The sequence below is a fragment of the Proteus vulgaris genome (assembly GCF_016647575.1).
Lineage (GTDB): Bacteria > Pseudomonadota > Gammaproteobacteria > Enterobacterales > Enterobacteriaceae > Proteus > Proteus mirabilis_B.
Genome location: NZ_CP032663.1, coordinates 3,127,145 through 3,144,557, shown reverse-complemented (window position 1 = coordinate 3,144,557; position 17,413 = coordinate 3,127,145). Strand labels below are relative to the sequence as shown.

Below are 17,413 nucleotides of genomic sequence, written 5' to 3'. Positions count from 1 at the left end.
GTAACCTTAATATTCTCTAAAAAAATCAATTATTTAATTATATTCAATAACATACGGATTTAATAAAAACAGTATAAACGGAATAAAATATGCCTTTACCTAACAGATTGAAACCAATAAAAATAAGTAAAGCTAAACTCAATGAGTTGATCGATTTACTACGGAAGATAACTAATAAAATCGATAATGGCGGAACTGAAGATGATCCTGATATTAAAACCATGATGATAAATTGGAACGCACAAGTAGTAACACCTTGTGAGTTTTCAGATTTTCGTGATTATAATTCTTGGACAAGCGCAAAAGAGTTTACAAAAATAGCATTTAATCAGGTGAAATATCTGGATGATCTGACTTATGAAGAGTTAATTAATATTGTTGATTTTATATGTTTAGCTGAAGGCAGTGAATCTGAACAATCCTATGCAATGCAGTTACTCAAAGTAAACTTCAAATCCTTTTCTTCAGATCTTATTTATTGGCCTGATGAGTATTTTAATATTGAAGAAGTCGATGATTTATCATCAGAAGAAATAGCGGCTTATTTGATGGAAGGATCTAATCGAAAATTATCTAGCGCTCCAGAACTTCGATTAAAATATTCAATTCCGAAAGATATTAACAATTGATTATTTATTTTAACAATAAATCAAGCGATTGATTTTATAAATAGATGATGTTTTATTTAAATACAAGAAGATGAAAAATTGCGATGTTTTTTAACTAAAATAGTTTAAATATTAAATCAGATAGCGCTAAACAATATTATTGTATTTTTATCTAAGATTACGGCGCTTCTTATTTCTTGATATAACAATTTCATTTGATGACAAAGTTGTTTCAGCCCAAGCATTTAGCATTGGTGACATTATTTCGGGTGTAATCAACAAACTTTGTGGCGATATTCTCAATATTAAAGCAATAGCAATAAGCTGATCGACTGTTATCTTAAGATGCCCATTTTCCAAACGCGAATAGTGCTGCTGACTGATGCCAAGCCTTCTTGCCATCTCGATACCTGTTATTTTTAATTGCTTTCTTTTCTGTTTAATTCTCTGACCTACAACAATATTAATTGAACTCATATTAATCCCTCTTTTTAAAAGAGATTACCGTAAAAACACTTAAAGATCGATATGAGCGATCAAAAATAGATTATTAATAGTCATTATCTATCAATTTTTATTTATTAAAAGATTTAAACCGTTTTACCTAAATCAAATAATTAGATAAATTACATTAGTCTTTAGCAGTATTTTTGTTTGTTAATGACGAAATAGGAGTGTTAATTAAGAATAATATGAGCTAATTGGAGATTAGTAAGAATGGAAGGCTCCATTTTGCAGAGTCTGTTTGAAACGATGGATGATGATCCGTATCCGATAAGTATAAGTTAATGTTTTTCAAATGATTATTTGATTAAGCTATCAGCTATTCAGATTTTTATCATAAAATAATATTTTCTTTACCCCAGTTTTCTACCCAATCAATTAATTCATCCAACTGATTTTCAGAAAATACCTTTATACCATGTTGACGTAATAAGGTTGTTGCAACACCTTCACCTTGCTTTGTCACACCAGAGAAATTGCCATCATAGATATATTGGCTACCACAGGTTGGGCTTTTATCGGTTAATAGGGCAACGATACAGTTAGAATCTAAAGCTGTGCGCAAAGCAAGCCATGCTGCAAGTTGGTAATGGGCTGTCACATCGTTACCCGTGTTTTCAATCACTTTTGCGCTATTTTGCATAACTTGATAACCATCAGCTTCCAATATTTCAGCCGAGGCTCTAGGTGTTGGCAACCCAGCTGCAAGTTCAGGGCAGTGGATCACTAATCGTTGCTCTTGTTGCCACTGTTCAAATACTGTATTTAATTGTGCTTTTTCTGTGTCGTTATAACGAACCTTAAATCCCATCAGGCAAGCACTAACGAGTATTTTATTTTTCATATAAATTTAGTGATATTACATCCAATTAATGAGATATGTGTTTTGATAGAATTTATATTCTTGGTTGTTATCGTTCAATGCATTTAGAGGATACAATTCTGTTTAAGCACAAAAAGTCACGGTATTTCAGTATTTATAGAACTATTGTGATAAGGTTTCAAATAGAATATTAATAATACCAAGACAGTAGGAAGAAAATATGAAAAAAGGATATTGGATTACATTATTTCTACTGACTTTATTTACCATTCTTATTTTTTTGGCAATAAAAGATATTAAAAATACAAAAGAAAGAGGTTACACCTACACTAAATATAATATCTTTTCTTATTATCTTAATACATCTTCTGTGATTAAATCAGTACCTAGAATTTCGGATGACTATTTTTTCACTGGTGATGGAATTATTGATAGAGGATTTAGAAACGGTAGTGTGACATTTTGTCTTATTACTGATTGGAATAAGGCGTATCTACAATTAAGAGAGTTTACCGATAAATTAGATTTTCCAGTTTATTATGGAAATCCTAAAGTAAGAGATAACGAACAATATCTTGAGATTTATAAATATGATAGTTGTTTGCATATAAGTTATTCTGAAAATTATTTTCGATATTAGTGGATTATTTTAGTGTTTTAGTTAAAGTTGAATTTTCGTTTTTAACTAATTCACGAAAAACCCATTTTTTAGAATGCACTACTAAATCTCCCCAGAGAAAAGCCCTATCAAAAGGGCTTTAGATATTAATTGTAGTTGGATATTTGCTATGAACGTTATTATTTAATAACAGTAGAGAAAGCTTTTGAAAACATTCTATTTAAATCATCAGTTGAACGTTGCGCTGAGCGCTTTTGAGCTAGCTTTTTAGAGGCTGTGACGCTATTGGGATCGAATGTAGTTCGAGATGCAACAGAAAGGGCTACCGCACAGGCTCTTTCTTTAGCGTTATTATTAACTTTAGCCATTTCTTTTTCTCCTTATTTTTTATTTAGATGAATTCTCACATAAAATAAATTTGTTATCAATAGATGAACACTTAACTCAATATTTTTTTATTTCTCTTTTTATTTGTAGCTTTAAATAATCACAGCAGTGACTTATAACCTTTTAATGGATATGGTGATAAAAACCATTTTATTTTTTCATTATCTTTAAATTTAATTTTCATTTCTAATAACATATTCTCAGATAAGCAAAATGGAAAGAAATGATAAAGATGAGAAACAAAAATAAAGGCATCGCCCTCATTATCAAAATAATCAGTATCTAGTGTTAATATTAAAGATAAACAACGATGTGGTTTACCCTTTAAAATATAATCATAAGTCTGACTATTTAAATCAATACAGCCATCCAAGGATTTTTTTATTTTTCTTGTAACTTGTTTATCTAGTTCTGAATAAATTAAATAATCACTTAGCATATTTTTTATTGTTGTAATAGACATCAGCATAAAAGCATTAGCACTATAATGTGATAACAAATGCCAATAACACTTATCGTCAACAATAGGTGGAAAACATTCTGATAAAGGTGTGATATTTTTGAGTAACAGATTATCAGGCATATTTTCACTGTGTGCATTCAGCACACCAATGCTGTTATCTTTATATTTTTCAAAGCCAATATATGTACAGGAAAAATGTAGACTTGGTGGAGAGATAAGTTCCTCGCCTTTATTATCATAGAAATGAACCGTATAGAAGGTTCTTCCGGTGATATCTTTATCTATTGTTAAGGAATAGAAAAGAGAGTTTTGATATTGAGGCAATAGGCGAGATGCTGATGTTAATTCAGTTATTGAATAAAAATGACAATAAATACCACGCTCTTTTTCATGTGGCTCTAATGAAAGCATGATTTCAGATAAACTTGAAAGATAATGGTTATCTGGAATAGGCAGTAAATAAGATGATTTATTCTCTTGAAAATCAAGGATAACTGTATGATCTTTCTCTTTATCAACAGTAGGAATACAGTTAAGTAAAAAACAGTCTTGGCATTGTTCTTCCGTTAATGAAATTTGCTTATTTAAATAAATATTGACTGTAAATTGAGTGCTTTTTCCCCAATCTAATTGTTTGATAATCACGGGAATATCTAAGCTAATAAAATGATGAACATGAGGAAGATACAACCCCTCCAATAATTGTTGTGGTGCTTTCGGGGTATTCTCTGATTGTGGAAAAATAGGATAATCTTTACCAATTTGAGAGTTAAAACAAAACGTTGCATTGTCACCATGATAACTTTGATCGGCATGTTTTAATTCAATATAGTCAAAATGTTGTGTCAACCCAAGTAACAGCGTATCTGCAATATTCTTGATTGGGCTAAGAAATAAATTTAGCGAGCAAGATTGCATTTGCTCTATATCGCCAAGGTAGGCAAAAGTTAAAGAGATACAACTTTTATTAGGTTGATGTGTCACTTGTTTCTCAATAAGAGAATAAGGCTCGATATATAAATCGCGACAAGTTGAAAAACACTCGTTATTACTGCCTAAAGCGCTACTGTTTTTAGGAATGTAATAACTGTAGTTAATTTCTTTATCACAACTGATTTGAATAATGGATGTTGACGGCAACCCTTTTATTGCTTGAGAGCCGAGACGCTGTAATAAAGGGAGTGTAATTTCAGGGAATGCATCATCAATTTTTTCTTGCAAATGAGCAGAAAGAAAGGCAAATCCCTCCATTAAATAGCTGGTTTGAGGATCATCTGGCTCTAAAACTTCCGCTAAATGTGGTTTTTTTTGTGCGTAGGATTTAGCCAGTTTTTGCAGGTATTGCCTTTCTTTTAAATATTTAATTTCGCTCATGTTAATCTAATATCACCCCTTTAATAATAAATAATATCTGCCATGATTTCTGGTTATTTTTAATATGAATAAGGCTTTAATCCTAACTCTTCAGCTTCTTTTTGCAGGAGATAATATCGTGCCAATAATCCATTAATATCTGCATCGAGATTATTAATTAATGCGGGAGAGATAGACTGCTCTTTACTTATTTCTTGTGAAAATGCATATAGCTTATTTTCAATAGGAACAGCTTTATTATGGCTTTTTTGAATTTCATAAATGGCTGTTTTTAAATAAGAAAGGGTAAAGCTTCCTCTGTTACGTTCTTGTTGAACAATCCTATCGGAAAGCTGTTGAATTAATTTATTCGTATCTGACCAACTGCTGTCAATTGGTGCGTTTTCTAATCGTGTAGTAAGGATATTTTGCCATTGTCGTGTTGCGTAAGATTGATCAGCATTATTAGGCCAAAGTTTTTTCGCGACTTCCAACATATGATCTGATTTTCTTAAAGCAAATATAGGAGACTGTTTTTCCATTAAAACAAGGTTATTTGCATATGAACTGATATTTGGTTGATATAACCATTGTGTAATGGCACCTTCAGGTTGAGCGATAATTGCAGAGAGTTCTTTTTGCATCGGCAGATAAATCGCCATACCAATAGTAATAAAAATAGCACTGCTACTTAATAGTCCAATAAAAAAGCCTTTTTTCGCACTCATTGGTTTTTTCTCAAGCGGCGGATCGTCATATAAAACAACTTCGGCGATAGGGTTAGGTTTAGAAGTATTGTTTTCTTTAAGTTCATCAGATGTACTGATATAGACAATAGGCGGAATTTTAACGGCATTATTACTACTTTTTTGAGTCGAACTTTTTGTATTTTGTTCTAAGGTTTTCGCTGCATTTTGGAAAAACCAAAGTAAATTTTCTAGCTTTGGTAATTTAGGCCAATCCGTATGAGCGAGTTGGTCGATAATTAATTGCAGAGCCCTTTCTGAACGATAAATTAAACGTAAATCAGAAGGCGAAAATGTTAACTGACGTAATAAAGCTCCCGCTTTGGTATTAAACCAATTTAAAACATCACACCGATGATTTGGTTGAGTAGGCCAAAGATTATCCCATTGACTTACCACTATATTGGCAAGCAATTCGCATCCTTCAGTAAAACCATTTAACCCATTTAAATGAAGACGAGCTAGCGTGTAATAAGTCCCACTTTGCAAGTCGATACCGTGGGTTTTAAATAACGTTAATGAGAGAGACTCAATAAGAGTCCAACTGATCTCTGGTTGAGAAGGATGATTAAGTTTATTAAATTCCGCTTTTAATGCGATAAATTCAGGGATATCTAAAGGAGAGCCTGCAATTTTTATCACAAATTTTTCTTTTGGCGTATTCATGAATGATCCTATCCCCTTATAAATATAAGGGGAAATCAGTTAATAAAGGGTTTCAGGTAATTTGAAGCGAGTAAATAATCCACCAAAGAAAGGATTATTAGATTCATCGATTGTGATCCGATATGTCATATCACCATTATCAAGGGTGAATTTCACATCAAAAGAGTGCGGCTTTATATTAGTAAGCTTGCCACCATTAATGAGGCGCATTTGTGCCCAAGGGCCATTAAATAAAACAGCTCGAGGTGATTTATCGCCAGAAATAGGCACTAAGGTCAGCTTGCTCTCAACATTTGAACGCATTGAATTAGGCCAAACCATATGTACGGTATGGCTTCTGCCGTGTGAATAATCGAGTAATTGCCCATCAAGATTTAAAACACTACGACGCTTATTACCGGTAAGAGAAAGTGCTTCAATAGCAAATTGCGCTTCTAAATTGCCTTGTGCATTAAAGAATGTATTTCTAATTCGATTTGCAATTTCGAGTTGTTCTAACACATCCGGACGAATAAGTGATTGACCATCACTATTTTCAATCAGGTTGTTTTCAACAAAAAGGCGTAGATTTTGCTGATAGAAGCTATCTAATGTGCCGTTTGGTTTGAAAAAGCGTTCAAACTCGCTTAAAGGGACATCTTGTGTCGTTGCTGCATTAAACGGATAGCGACCTACAATGTAGGTATGATATTGCTTAACAACGGTTTCATTCCACTCAACTTCCATGTAGCGGATAGCTTCTTTTTGTACAACATTCCACGCTTGATCTGCTAATTGTCCTACCCAACGATTCATTGGCTCAGGCAATGTTTTAGCTGATTGAGATAATTCAAAAATAATGTCGCGATTATTATCTTCAAGGCGAGAAGTCACCGCCTTTAATGCCGCTTTACCCGGCACAGGTGAATTATAAATACCTAATAAATAACGATGCAGTTCATTTAATTTTTGATTGAGGTTCTGTAAATTCTCACCATTATTGCTGACAAGAATTTCAGTTTGAGGTGCAAATTCTTTATCTAATCGTGTGAGTAATTTATATTTCAATTCATCCATTAATGCCTTTTGATCAGCAATTGGTAGTGAACTGTCTATTTTCGGCAATGTTGTATTATCTCTTAATACTTGCAATGCACGACGGATGGGTTGTTCACCGCTAATAATCTGCTCTAATGCATTAATTTCATCTTGTAGTGATTCAAATTCTCTTATTTCAAGATTACTCATAGCTGCACGCCATTGAGCCGTATAATCATTTAGATATTGTTCGGTGATTTGACGTTGGATCTCTTTTCTATCACTTTCACTGTATTGGGTATTTGTACTTAAATTTAATACCCATGCATCCAAAAAGGTCAGATCTACCAGCTCATCATTATGTTGAGTAAAGTAGTTTGTTAGCCCATACAGCGTTAGAAGCTGAGGCATTTGAAGTTTATCTTCATTAATAGCGGTAAAAATAGAGTCAAAGCTAGGGCCAACTTGATGACGTATATTTAATGGTGATGAGAGAACTTGGTTCGCTTTAAGGCGCAAGGTTTGATAAACACGTTGATAAAGCGGTAAACGACTTAACTCTTTTTGCGCTGTATCGATTGGCTGAGTAAATGGTGTAAAAGCATTAATAGCAGTTACTTCACCTGCCTTACGTTGAGTTTGCCAATCGGTATGTTTTAATGCGTATTGTAAATGTGACATTAATTGAGATTGAATATCTCTCTGTCCTGTAAATAAGCGACTCCAATAATTAGCCATGAAGTTTTCAACAATCTCATTATTACGCCCACTCTTATCTTCAAGCATGCGCATAATGCGTAATATCTCTAGCTTTTCCTCACTACCTGCTGGTGCTTTTTTCAATTCAGTCAGTAAAGAATTCATTATTGAAGGCAGATAATGTTCTGTTATCAATTGGAGATAAACATTTTCGACATAAGGGCCGACATTCTTTCCTTGGTATAACCCTAGGTCAGAAAACGTGTCACTTTTCTCGCGATAATTACCGTAAGCTAATGTGGCATCTAATAATGGGTTTAATACCGCAAGCTGCTCTTTTCCTGCGGTATTAGTGGTAATCGTCGCTTCTGAAGAGCGAAATGATTTCACTTCATTAAGTACATTTTCGCCAGATTGGTAATTTTTACTGTAATAATGGCTCCAGCCATTCCATAAAGCGATAATACCAACAACACTAATAGCGGAAGCTAATAGAACTCTTCTACGATGTTTTTTAAGCCAAAATTGACTTTCAGCAGCAAGATTTGGCTCTGATAACAAAACATCTTGAAAAAGTGATTGCGTAAAATAGCTATGAGTTTCTGCGATAGGCCAAGTCGCTAATGGTGCTGTTGGTAAATGATATTGAACCGATGCTGTTTGACTAAAGAGATTATCAACCTGACCAACTTGTGTTGCTGAAGTGAGATATATCCCTCTTAATTGAATATCTTGCTCTTTATTACTGGACGTTAATGCATTAAGCAGGCTAATAACGTTAGTTTTTAGCCCTTGGATTTGTCGAATAAAACTAAATAACTTAGTACGTTGGCTTTCATCAACGCGATTGAGCATCATCTCAGGAAGGGCGCTATTCATTTGGCTCACCCACTGTTCCCAAAATGCATTAAGATCTTTTTCCCAATTATTTTCGCTATTTAATCGGAATGTTACACCTAATATTTCATCACGCTGTTTGGCTTCGAGTGACTGAAACATAGCGTCAAATCCCTGTAATAAATCGAGCTTTGTAAACACGATATAAATAGGTAATTGACTATTAAAAGCGATGCGAACTTCTTGTAACCGCATATGCAATGAAGCAATAAACTGGCTATTTTTCTCTTTATCGTTTGTCAGTAGTTGTAATGTATCAATAGTAAGAATAATGCCATTCATTGGTTGACGAGAGCGATGTTCATTTAACCAGACTAATAACTCATTCCATAATCGGTGATAAAGTTTCGGCTTTTCTAAAATAAGATTGGGTTGTGTAATTAACTTACCTTCTGGCATTAATAATATGGCTTGGTCTGCCAATAACATTTTTATATGCAAAGGTAATTTTTGCTCACTGACAATATTTTCAATAGGCGCAATATCTAACGTATTGAGGCTATTTTTTAATAATGTTTTTTTACCACTTTCATCAGTACCTAGCACAAAATACCAAGGCTTTTGATAAAGCGCATTAGTGTGCCCATTTTGATGTTTAATAAATTGCGATTTCCAATAATTTAAATAACGGTTCTGATGTTCAATATCATTAAGTACAGGATCGACAATTGCGAGTTCAACATCTAATTTCAGACCTTCAAGTTTTCTCACACGAAGCCATGTTGCAATACCAACCCAACTGACAACAACTAAAATAGTGATAACTGTCGCTAGCCAGCGCGCACTGAGCGATCTTAATGGGTAATCTCCTTTAAATTCATAATTAGCTCCCCACCACCAAATCCAAATGACAAATAGAGCTGGAATTAAGGCAATAAAAAGTAAAAACAAGGATTTAATTTTTGATTTATCAGCAAAGAAAATTTTTTTTATAAAATCCGTTATTTTCTTTCCAGAAAGAAATGACCAATTCATTATTATTCCCTATGAGAAGACAAGTTTTGTTGATGTTCCACTTTTGATGCTAATTGATTTAATAAATTGGGTTCCCACTCTGATAATGAATATCGAAGCGCATCTTGATAAAGCTGATTAAAATAAACATTTGCGATGGAACTCATCTTTGACGCTTCAAATAGTTGTGCTGAGAGTAACTGCAAATAAAACCGCTGGCGGGGTTCTGTTGTGATTGAAATAGCGTTATCAATCATCAATAACGCGGCATTAAGACCTTCTCGTTCAAAGCAGGTCATAATTTCTTGTTGTTCACTTTGTAGCGATAACGCAGGGCTCGCTTTATTATTCGTTTTGCTTTCTAAGCTATTTAGCCATTGATGAGTTTCTTCTGAAATAAAGAGCGTCATATCAGAGAAATAGAGATGGCTAAGCTGAGGTAATCTGGTTAAAAACAGTGAAAGCTCTTGAGCAATCGCTGATGAAATAGAAGTTAGCCCTAATGATTGAGCGGCTTGAGCTGCAAGATAGTGACCATCTAACCAGTAAGGAGCCAACGTTAAGCTTTGTTCAATTTCATTGAGTAAAGTGAGTGTTGGTTGCATAAGTTGCGCTTTGTAATCGGTCACTCTATCTATTGCCACTGCCGCTAGAGGTGTTTTACCTTGCTTATCGCTCATCGGAAGTGTTTGAATATTATGCCAAATAGCATATCGGCGTAGGCGATAACCAACCGCATCATTAGGGGCTTGTTCACAAAGAATGCCAGCGACTTTTAATAGTGTCTGTTTCCATTGGCGATCATCACTTTGATTAATTTCAACGTGAGGTTGCGTTGCCTCTGAAGTCACGCTTGCTGGAGGTTGAGAAGGTGTTTTTACTTCATTAATGGATTCTGCTTTTACACTTTCTTCAGTTGTAATGGTCGATTTTTGTGTGTTTTCTATATGTTGATACGCTCGGCTTAATTCATCCATTTGCGTAGATAAATTAGGCTGATTGGTGTGCCAAAATTGAGCTAAATAGGCAAATTCACCCAAAATATCATCACGTTGTTCTGATGTGGCTTGCTGGCAAAAACTGTTTTTGACTGATTCAAAACGTTTAATAATTTGTTGTGCTAAACGTAGTTTTAAACGTGGATTACTAGGATAGCTGTTATCCCAATAATGTTGCATATAGGCGCTGGCAACCGTGGCAGCAATAACTAGCTCTTCAGGGACAGCAGCATGTTGCAGTGTTCTTAGAAAATGCACCAATAGACGAAAGTCTTTGGTTTGTGTTGCGAATAGTTGTAATGCACGACGTTGAAGATCATCAATATCTAAAGTGCTATGGCTTAGTGAGCCAAATTTTATCATTTCATTTTCGATATATTCCCAGTCGGCACTATTTTCATCAAGCTGGCTACTTATTTTAGCCTCATCCAAAGGTGCTAAAAGTTGTTCTCGCCATGTACAAAGCGTTTTTGTTGTCATTTTTATCACCAATGACAGGCGGAACGCAGAGGTTTTATCTCTTCGTTAATGCCTGAAATATTAAAGGTTAATTTCTCATCATTCGCTAATTTGATGGTTAGTTTTGTGCTGGAAAGTAGTTGTTTGATTTCATCAATACCGGGTATGCCGCGGCTTGCTTCAAGCAAATAACCGTCTTCTCGTAGAAACCATTCGCTACTTAGTTGTGTTTTGTCCGTGATGAGCTGGATGTTTCCTGCAGTTTGTTTTTTGGGTAACGCAATTTGCATACGAGTAATGTTGTCGATACAACTGAGCATTAAAATAGGGCGGGGTGGCTGATATCCCATGGCTGGGATCGTCATAATGACGGGATAAGTTCCTTTGTTATTGGCTGTCACCATAAATCCCGCTGTATAGTTTTCACGCTTTATTTCATGCTCTACCGCTAAGCGCCAAATATCGCCCATCGCACTGATATCAAAAGTAGAAGTTTGTTTGTTCTCAATATTAATTTGGTCATAACAAGATAAACGAATAAGTTGAGATACCTCTTCACGACATTGAGAGAGCGCTTGTTCAGTAAGATTAACTTCATCCTCTTGCGCCTGTGCAAAGGCGTTGTTGAGTAAACAGAAAGCCAGAAAAATGAAATAAATAATCCGTGAATAAATCATTCAAGACATCCATATTTTTTTAATTTATATAGAAGAGATCGCTTTGAAATATTTAAGTTTTCAGCAATTAAATTGAGATCGTCATTACTGCTTTCTTGTTGATAACGCAGAATTGACGCTTCATAGCGTTCAGTGGCTAAAGTAAGATCGTTCACTTCAGCGAAAGAGTGCGTTGATGCTCGCGTTGAAGTTAAATTCGATACGGATAATGAACGTAATGTCTGATTAATTTTATCTTCTTTTTCTTGTTGTAATTTCAATAGATATTGCAGATCAGCAATTTTTTGTTGTGATTGAGAAAACGCCAAGATGCTTTTTAATTGATGATGAAAAATATTGCAGTAAATAGAGAAGATCCCTTGCTCATAAACGGTTTCATCGAGATCTTGCCCTAACATAATAATTAACCCACAAGGCTTATTATTCAGATCAGTAAAGGGAATACTAAACAACCCGCAATGCACAGGTTGTTTGGCGATAAACTGTTGTAAGGCGTGATCGCTAATATAACTGCCCTGTTTTAGATCATTCCAAAGTACAGATTGTGGTTGTGATAGAAGCTGGATCAAGGGGTGATCCGCTTCTGTAATATCGACATCCAAATGTTTTTTCTCTACTTTCTCACTAAGATCAATGCTCCAGCTCTCTAAGCGGTTCTCTGATTTATTAATCATTGAAACAATAAGTGCGCTGAATGGACTACGAGGCATACTGAGCTCAAGAAATTGGCTGATCAGTGAGTCCACATCTAAACAAGTTAAGAGAGAGAGCGCATTTTTCAGTCTGTGCTTCATAGTTCTACATTTACCTCTGCAATAAATTGGTTATCTTGCGTTGATAACCGTATCGTCCTGATATCTTCATTTCGTGCACTGTGTTGCAAGAGAAGAAGTGAAAGAGGAGGGAGTAGTGCGCCATCAATAATGGATTCTAAAATTCTTGCTCCGTTTTCTGCTCGTGAAGCACGTTGCAATATTTCATCTGAAACAGTGTCTTCTAGCCTGATTTCTGCATGAAAACGTTGTGTAAGTAGTTCAGTTAAGCGTGTTAGTTTGTAAGTAATAATCTCTTTGAGAATAGCCTGCGTTAACGGTAAAAACGGAATAACTTCCATACGTGCTAAAAGAGCAGGTTTAAAGAAAGTGGTTAATTCTGGGTAGAGGGCATCATGCAACTCATCCGGTTTATCGGCATGAGCCATAATGATGTGATCGCCCAAGTTAGAAGTTAAGAAAAAGGCGACATTCTTACAGTCAATAATACGGCCTTCTCCATCGGCTAACTCTCCTTTATCAAAGGCTTGATAAAACAGGTTTAAAACATCGGGATGGGCTTTTTCTACTTCATCAAGTAATACAACAGAATAAGGTTTTTTACGAATAGCCTCTGTTAATACTCCGCCTTCGCCATAACCTACATAACCTGGAGGTGAGCCAATTAGGCGAGAAACCGTGTGTTTTTCCTGAAATTCAGACATGTTGATCGTGGTTAAATACTGTGTTCCACCAAACATTAACTGAGCAATTTGAATAACAGTTTCTGTTTTACCGACACCACTTGGTCCTGCTAACAAGAATGCACCAAGAGGACGACCAGAACGGCGGAGATCGGCGCGCGCTGTCAGTAAGTGTTTATGAAGATGCTTAATGGCGAGAGTTTGCCCTTTGATGCTTTGTTCAAGATAGGTCGGAAGCTCTGTCACCACTAATAATGCATCTTGTGATAAGCGATTAAGAGGTACGCCTGTCCATTCAGCAATAACGGCAGCGATTTGTTTTTTATCTACATGAGGAGAGACTAATAGAGAGTGTTGATGTAATTCAGTTAACTCTTCATTTAGAGCATTTAAGCGAGATTTTAGCTCATCACTATTATTTTCAACACTTTCAGTGTTTGTCTCTTCTTCAAGTGATTTAGTCAATGCTGATAATAAAGTTGATCGTAATTCAATAATTTCACGAACAATATTTTTCTGTTTTTCCCACGCCTGTTGAAGCACTTCAATTTGTGTTTCTATCTCAATAGACTGATTGTCTAATATCGCCAAGCGCTCTGAATGATCTTTTAAACCTAATTGCTGTTCACGAATTAATACATCTCGCTCCATCTTGATTTGATGGCGTTGCGTTTTTAATGCTGATAGCTGTTTAGGTGGAGTTGAAAGATTGATAGCTGCACGAGCACAAGCGGTATCAAGCACATCAATGGCTTTATCTGGAAGTTGGCGACCAGAAAGATAACGCTCACTTAATTGTGCTGATGCACAGAGCGCTTCATCATCAATAAAAACTTGGTGCGCTTTTTCATAGATAGAGCGTAACCCGCGCATAATAATAATAGCTTCATCGGCAGTAGGCTCTTTCACTTGAACAAGTTGGAAGCGACGCGCTAATGCGGCATCTTTCTCAAAGTATTTTTTGTATTCGCTCCAAGTGGTTGCTGCGATAGTACTTAATTCACCACGAGCTAATGCAGGTTTTAGCAAATTGGAGATATCTAAGCCACCTTGCTGATTTCCTGCACCAATCAAGGTATGAGCTTCATCAATAAATAAAATAATAGGAGTCGGTGATTGTGCCACTTCTTGCATAATGCCTTTAAAGCGTTTTTCAAATTCACCTTTAACGGCAGCACCAGCTTGAAGAGCGCCTAAATCCAATGTTAATAACTCACATTCTTTGAGTTTTTCAGGAATTTCGCCAGCGATAATACGTAAGGCTAACCCTTCAATTAAGGCACTTTTACCGACACCCGCTTCACCGACAACCACGGGGTTGTTTTTACGACGACGGCAGAGAATATCAATCATTAAGTCAATTTCATGATCACGACATAAAACCGGATCTAGCTGGTTATCTCTTGCTTGTTGCGTCATATTTTGTGTAAAACGCGCAAGCATAGAGTCCGATTGAACATGACTATTGGATGATTTATTAGCTTCTGCTATTGGTGCTTCTGCTGATGTCAGCGTCCACTCATCAAAGTTGAGTTTGAGTTGTTCTCTATTGATTTGAGAGAGTAATTCGACTGCTGATTTAGGCAAATAGCGATGAGGCATTTGCAATAAAGTGAGTAATAACGCGCCTGAACGTAATTCGTTATGACTAAGCTCTGCTGAAGCCAATAACCAACTATCTTTAAGCCATTCCACTAATAGTGGGGAAAAGCTTGGATAACTTTGTGTCACGCTTTGGTGCTGTACAGAGTTAAGATCTAAAAGCGCTGTTAATTCAGTTGGATTGATATCAACTTTATTAAAAATAGTGCGGATATCCGTTAGTGGTGTTTCCAGCAGTTGTTGTAAAAATTGGTCTACTGTAATTTCAAGTTGCTGCTGGCTTACACAAAACGCAGCCGCATTTTCTAAAGCGTGTTTAGCAATAGGGTGAAGTCTATTAACTAATGTTGAGAGATCAATCTGGATCATAAGGGCGTCCTAGCTAAGAAGTGTATTAAGCTGTTCCAAAATATTGAGAGTTTGATGTCTCAATCTAGAAGCATAAATAGCATAAATAATTGTGGCGAAGATCAGTGAGCCAATGGCGATATAACGAACACCAAAGCGTTGTCCTAAGCGATATTGATGTGATTTAGTGCCATTTTCTTTGTATAAAACAACAGGTTGAGATTCACCTTTAAGTTGTTGGATCTGTTTTTGAAGTTGGCGAAGTAATTTATTAAAGTCATCTCCATAGCCATTGCTGACTTTATAGCGACCGCGATAACCAAGGCATAAACAGAGATAAATAAACTCTAATAAATCAAGGTAACGTTTAGGTTCACCTAATAAGCGTTCTATTAATACGAAAACCTTTTCACCACCCCATGATTCATTATGAAAATGAACTAACAGGGATTGTTTTACCCAATCGTTATCTTGATCCCAGCCTAACTCTAATGCTGCTTCATCAATAAATGTGCATAACACATAGCGGAATGAAACAATGGCACCTGGCTCATAACCGTGAGTTTGAAGTTGTTGTTCAATGGCTTGAATGTCAGTGACCACTTGTTGAAAAAGCTTTTCTGATAGCGGAGTTGCTGACATTGATTTCATTCTGATCACCATACCCAGCAACGGTGTCGCGACATCAATCATTGGATTGATGTTGTTACCGCGTAATGGCAATTGATATGATTTATGGCTCACTTTTTTTTCAGTAAGTTCTTGTATTAATGATAAATCACTCATGTTGAGTTCCACTTCTTATTGCCCAAAGTTGAATATCAAGTTCAGGGAATTGTCCTGATACGTGGAATGCAATATTTCCGTGTTTCTGTATATCAGCCCATGATTCACCTTGAGGATCTAAGCGGAAATAGGTATAGCCTGAGTGATATGGCAATTGACGAGGAGCGGTTGATAACGGAATGAAGCCAACACCAGGCATTTGAACACTGACTAAATCACGAATTTGATTCACTGAAGTGACTTTTGCCTGTTGCGCGAATTGGCGACGCAATTGCTCTTGAGGTAACTGAGCGCGTACCGCAATAATAAATTCAGCACTTTGCAGAAGTTGTCTGTCATGAATTGTCGCAACACGAATACCATGTTCTTGTTTTTGCAATGGAATTGGCACCGCTCTTGGTGTGAGAACCACACTTAGCGCTTGTCGAATAGATTTAATTAGAGGTAAAAAGCCCGATGCCAAGTCATAGTGTCGATAAATCGGTAATTTATCAGGCAAACGAGAGCCATTAGTAAAGGTTTGAATTTCACCATTAAATTGAAGTAGCTCTTTAAAGAGTTGCTCTGGGTGAACCACTGTCTGCTTAGATAAATGTGAAAACTGAGGATAAGCACGATTAAGTAGCTGTAACATCATAAATTCAGCAACATCGGCAATACCTTGTTGACCGGGGGAGCCTATACGCTCTGCTATTTGGCGTCCTCGCTCAAATAAGGCACCTTCAACTTCAGCTAAAAACTCAGCTAAAATAGGGCAAATTCTTGAATTTAAACAGGTAGGAATATAGTTTTTATCGAGAATTAAACTACCATCAGCGCTGATCTCTCTTATTTTGCAAATTGGCAACATCACATAAGCGTCTAGCTCTGTTTTTCCTAATTTTAAAATAGGATTAAGCTTTGCAATATTAAGCTGACTGATATCTCCATTCTCAGTATGCAAATCACGTACTTGTGTTAATACATCGCTATAACGAGCTAATAAATGATTACCATTATGGGAATGAGAGATTTCACTGACTGTGTTGTTTTGTAACGGCAATGCCAAATAGACCACATTGTCACTGCCTTCATTAATTTGTGAAATATCAATAGGTGAAGGAAGATTATCTTGCTGTGGAATAGAAAACAGCGTGCCGTCAGGCATAATGCCAGAAGCTTCTTTAAGACCAATACGACCAAGGCTTAATAATTCAGTATTTAGCGTCAATTGGCTTAAACCATAGTAATGAGCGTGATAAGTTTTTATCAGCGTTTCAATAATATAGTCTTGATAACGTTGCTGTTGCTGAAAATGCTGAGGCTTAATAAACAACCCTTCATGCCATATCACTTTATTTTTTGTCGACAT

14 protein-coding genes are annotated in these 17,413 nt (G+C 35.8%); 2 read left to right on the top strand and 12 right to left on the bottom strand.

Annotation, left to right across the window (positions count from 1 at the left end):
- Positions 1–89 precede the first annotated feature (89 nt).
- On the top strand, positions 90–629 hold the full coding sequence (locus D7029_RS14495; RefSeq protein ID WP_194951050.1) for a hypothetical protein: 540 nt from the start codon (positions 90–92) through the stop codon (positions 627–629).
- A 147-nt stretch (positions 630–776) separates the two neighbouring features.
- On the opposite strand, the gene D7029_RS14490 is transcribed toward D7029_RS14495, so the two are convergent.
- Together D7029_RS14490 and D7029_RS14485 are read right to left on the bottom strand one after the other, a co-directional pair.
- Positions 777–1,085 carry a helix-turn-helix domain-containing protein gene (locus D7029_RS14490; RefSeq protein ID WP_194951049.1) on the bottom strand — a complete coding sequence of 103 codons (309 nt, stop codon included), beginning with the start codon at positions 1,083–1,085 and terminating at the stop codon, positions 777–779.
- A gap of 361 nt (positions 1,086–1,446) precedes the next feature.
- Positions 1,447–1,956, bottom strand: a complete 510-nt coding sequence (locus D7029_RS14485; protein ID WP_194951048.1) for a DUF523 domain-containing protein — start codon at positions 1,954–1,956, stop codon at positions 1,447–1,449.
- Positions 1,957–2,155: 199 nt separating this feature from the next.
- On the opposite strand from D7029_RS14485, the gene D7029_RS14480 reads away from it, so the two are divergent.
- Complete coding sequence (locus D7029_RS14480; RefSeq protein ID WP_194951047.1) at positions 2,156–2,575, top strand: hypothetical protein; 420 nt, start codon at positions 2,156–2,158, stop codon at positions 2,573–2,575.
- Between the two features lie 158 nt (positions 2,576–2,733).
- Here the strand turns inward: D7029_RS14480 and D7029_RS14475 are convergent, their stop codons facing one another.
- The 10 genes from D7029_RS14475 to tssK form a co-directional block, all read right to left on the bottom strand.
- Positions 2,734–2,922, bottom strand: a complete 189-nt coding sequence (locus D7029_RS14475; protein ID WP_194951046.1) for a hypothetical protein — start codon at positions 2,920–2,922, stop codon at positions 2,734–2,736.
- A 119-nt stretch (positions 2,923–3,041) separates the two neighbouring features.
- On the bottom strand, positions 3,042–4,778 hold the full coding sequence (locus tag D7029_RS14470) for a type VI secretion system baseplate subunit TssF (protein ID WP_194951045.1): 1,737 nt from the start codon (positions 4,776–4,778) through the stop codon (positions 3,042–3,044).
- A gap of 59 nt (positions 4,779–4,837) precedes the next feature.
- Complete coding sequence (locus D7029_RS14465) at positions 4,838–6,169, bottom strand: VasL domain-containing protein (protein ID WP_194951044.1); 1,332 nt, start codon at positions 6,167–6,169, stop codon at positions 4,838–4,840.
- A gap of 39 nt (positions 6,170–6,208) precedes the next feature.
- Positions 6,209–9,757 carry a type VI secretion system membrane subunit TssM gene (gene tssM / locus D7029_RS14460; protein ID WP_194951043.1) on the bottom strand — a complete coding sequence of 1,183 codons (3,549 nt, stop codon included), beginning with the start codon at positions 9,755–9,757 and terminating at the stop codon, positions 6,209–6,211.
- A 2-nt stretch (positions 9,758–9,759) separates the two neighbouring features.
- Positions 9,760–11,214 carry a type VI secretion system protein TssA gene (gene tssA, locus D7029_RS14455; RefSeq protein ID WP_194951042.1) on the bottom strand — a complete coding sequence of 485 codons (1,455 nt, stop codon included), beginning with the start codon at positions 11,212–11,214 and terminating at the stop codon, positions 9,760–9,762.
- A 5-nt stretch (positions 11,215–11,219) separates the two neighbouring features.
- Complete coding sequence (gene vasI, locus D7029_RS14450) at positions 11,220–11,870, bottom strand: type VI secretion system-associated protein VasI (protein ID WP_194951041.1); 651 nt, start codon at positions 11,868–11,870, stop codon at positions 11,220–11,222.
- Positions 11,867–12,664, bottom strand: a complete 798-nt coding sequence (locus tag D7029_RS14445; protein ID WP_194951040.1) for a Fis family transcriptional regulator — start codon at positions 12,662–12,664, stop codon at positions 11,867–11,869. The genes vasI and D7029_RS14445 overlap by 4 nt, the downstream gene beginning before the upstream one ends.
- Positions 12,661–15,297 (bottom strand): type VI secretion system ATPase TssH, encoded by a 2,637-nt coding sequence (gene tssH / locus D7029_RS14440; RefSeq protein ID WP_194951039.1) that lies wholly within the window; start codon positions 15,295–15,297, stop codon positions 12,661–12,663. Before tssH ends, D7029_RS14445 begins: the two co-directional genes overlap by 4 nt.
- 9 nt (positions 15,298–15,306) lie before the next feature.
- On the bottom strand, positions 15,307–16,062 hold the full coding sequence (gene icmH / locus D7029_RS14435; protein ID WP_088494819.1) for a type IVB secretion system protein IcmH/DotU: 756 nt from the start codon (positions 16,060–16,062) through the stop codon (positions 15,307–15,309).
- Positions 16,055–17,413, bottom strand: a complete 1,359-nt coding sequence (gene tssK / locus D7029_RS14430; protein ID WP_088494820.1) for a type VI secretion system baseplate subunit TssK — start codon at positions 17,411–17,413, stop codon at positions 16,055–16,057. The genes icmH and tssK overlap by 8 nt, the downstream gene beginning before the upstream one ends.

Excerpts from the sequence above, each read along its gene's own strand:
- icmH (WP_088494819.1), bottom strand. The coding sequence starts at position 16,062 with ATGAGTGATTTATCATTAATACAAGAACTTACTGAAAAAAAAGTGAGC.
- D7029_RS14485 (WP_194951048.1), bottom strand. The coding sequence starts at position 1,956 with ATGAAAAATAAAATACTCGTTAGTGCTTGCCTGATGGGATTTAAGGTT.
- tssK (WP_088494820.1), bottom strand. The coding sequence starts at position 17,413 with ATGTCGACAAAAAATAAAGTGATATGGCATGAAGGGTTGTTTATTAAG.
- D7029_RS14465 (WP_194951044.1), bottom strand. The coding sequence starts at position 6,169 with ATGAATACGCCAAAAGAAAAATTTGTGATAAAAATTGCAGGCTCTCCT.
- D7029_RS14445 (WP_194951040.1), bottom strand. The coding sequence starts at position 12,664 with ATGAAGCACAGACTGAAAAATGCGCTCTCTCTCTTAACTTGTTTAGAT.
- vasI (WP_194951041.1), bottom strand. The coding sequence starts at position 11,870 with ATGATTTATTCACGGATTATTTATTTCATTTTTCTGGCTTTCTGTTTA.
- tssM (WP_194951043.1), bottom strand. The coding sequence starts at position 9,757 with ATGAATTGGTCATTTCTTTCTGGAAAGAAAATAACGGATTTTATAAAA.
- tssA (WP_194951042.1), bottom strand. The coding sequence starts at position 11,214 with ATGACAACAAAAACGCTTTGTACATGGCGAGAACAACTTTTAGCACCT.
- D7029_RS14480 (WP_194951047.1), top strand. The coding sequence starts at position 2,156 with ATGAAAAAAGGATATTGGATTACATTATTTCTACTGACTTTATTTACC.
- D7029_RS14470 (WP_194951045.1), bottom strand. The coding sequence starts at position 4,778 with ATGAGCGAAATTAAATATTTAAAAGAAAGGCAATACCTGCAAAAACTG.
- tssH (WP_194951039.1), bottom strand. The coding sequence starts at position 15,297 with ATGATCCAGATTGATCTCTCAACATTAGTTAATAGACTTCACCCTATT.
- D7029_RS14490 (WP_194951049.1), bottom strand. The coding sequence starts at position 1,085 with ATGAGTTCAATTAATATTGTTGTAGGTCAGAGAATTAAACAGAAAAGA.
- D7029_RS14475 (WP_194951046.1), bottom strand. The coding sequence starts at position 2,922 with ATGGCTAAAGTTAATAATAACGCTAAAGAAAGAGCCTGTGCGGTAGCC.
- D7029_RS14495 (WP_194951050.1), top strand. The coding sequence starts at position 90 with ATGCCTTTACCTAACAGATTGAAACCAATAAAAATAAGTAAAGCTAAA.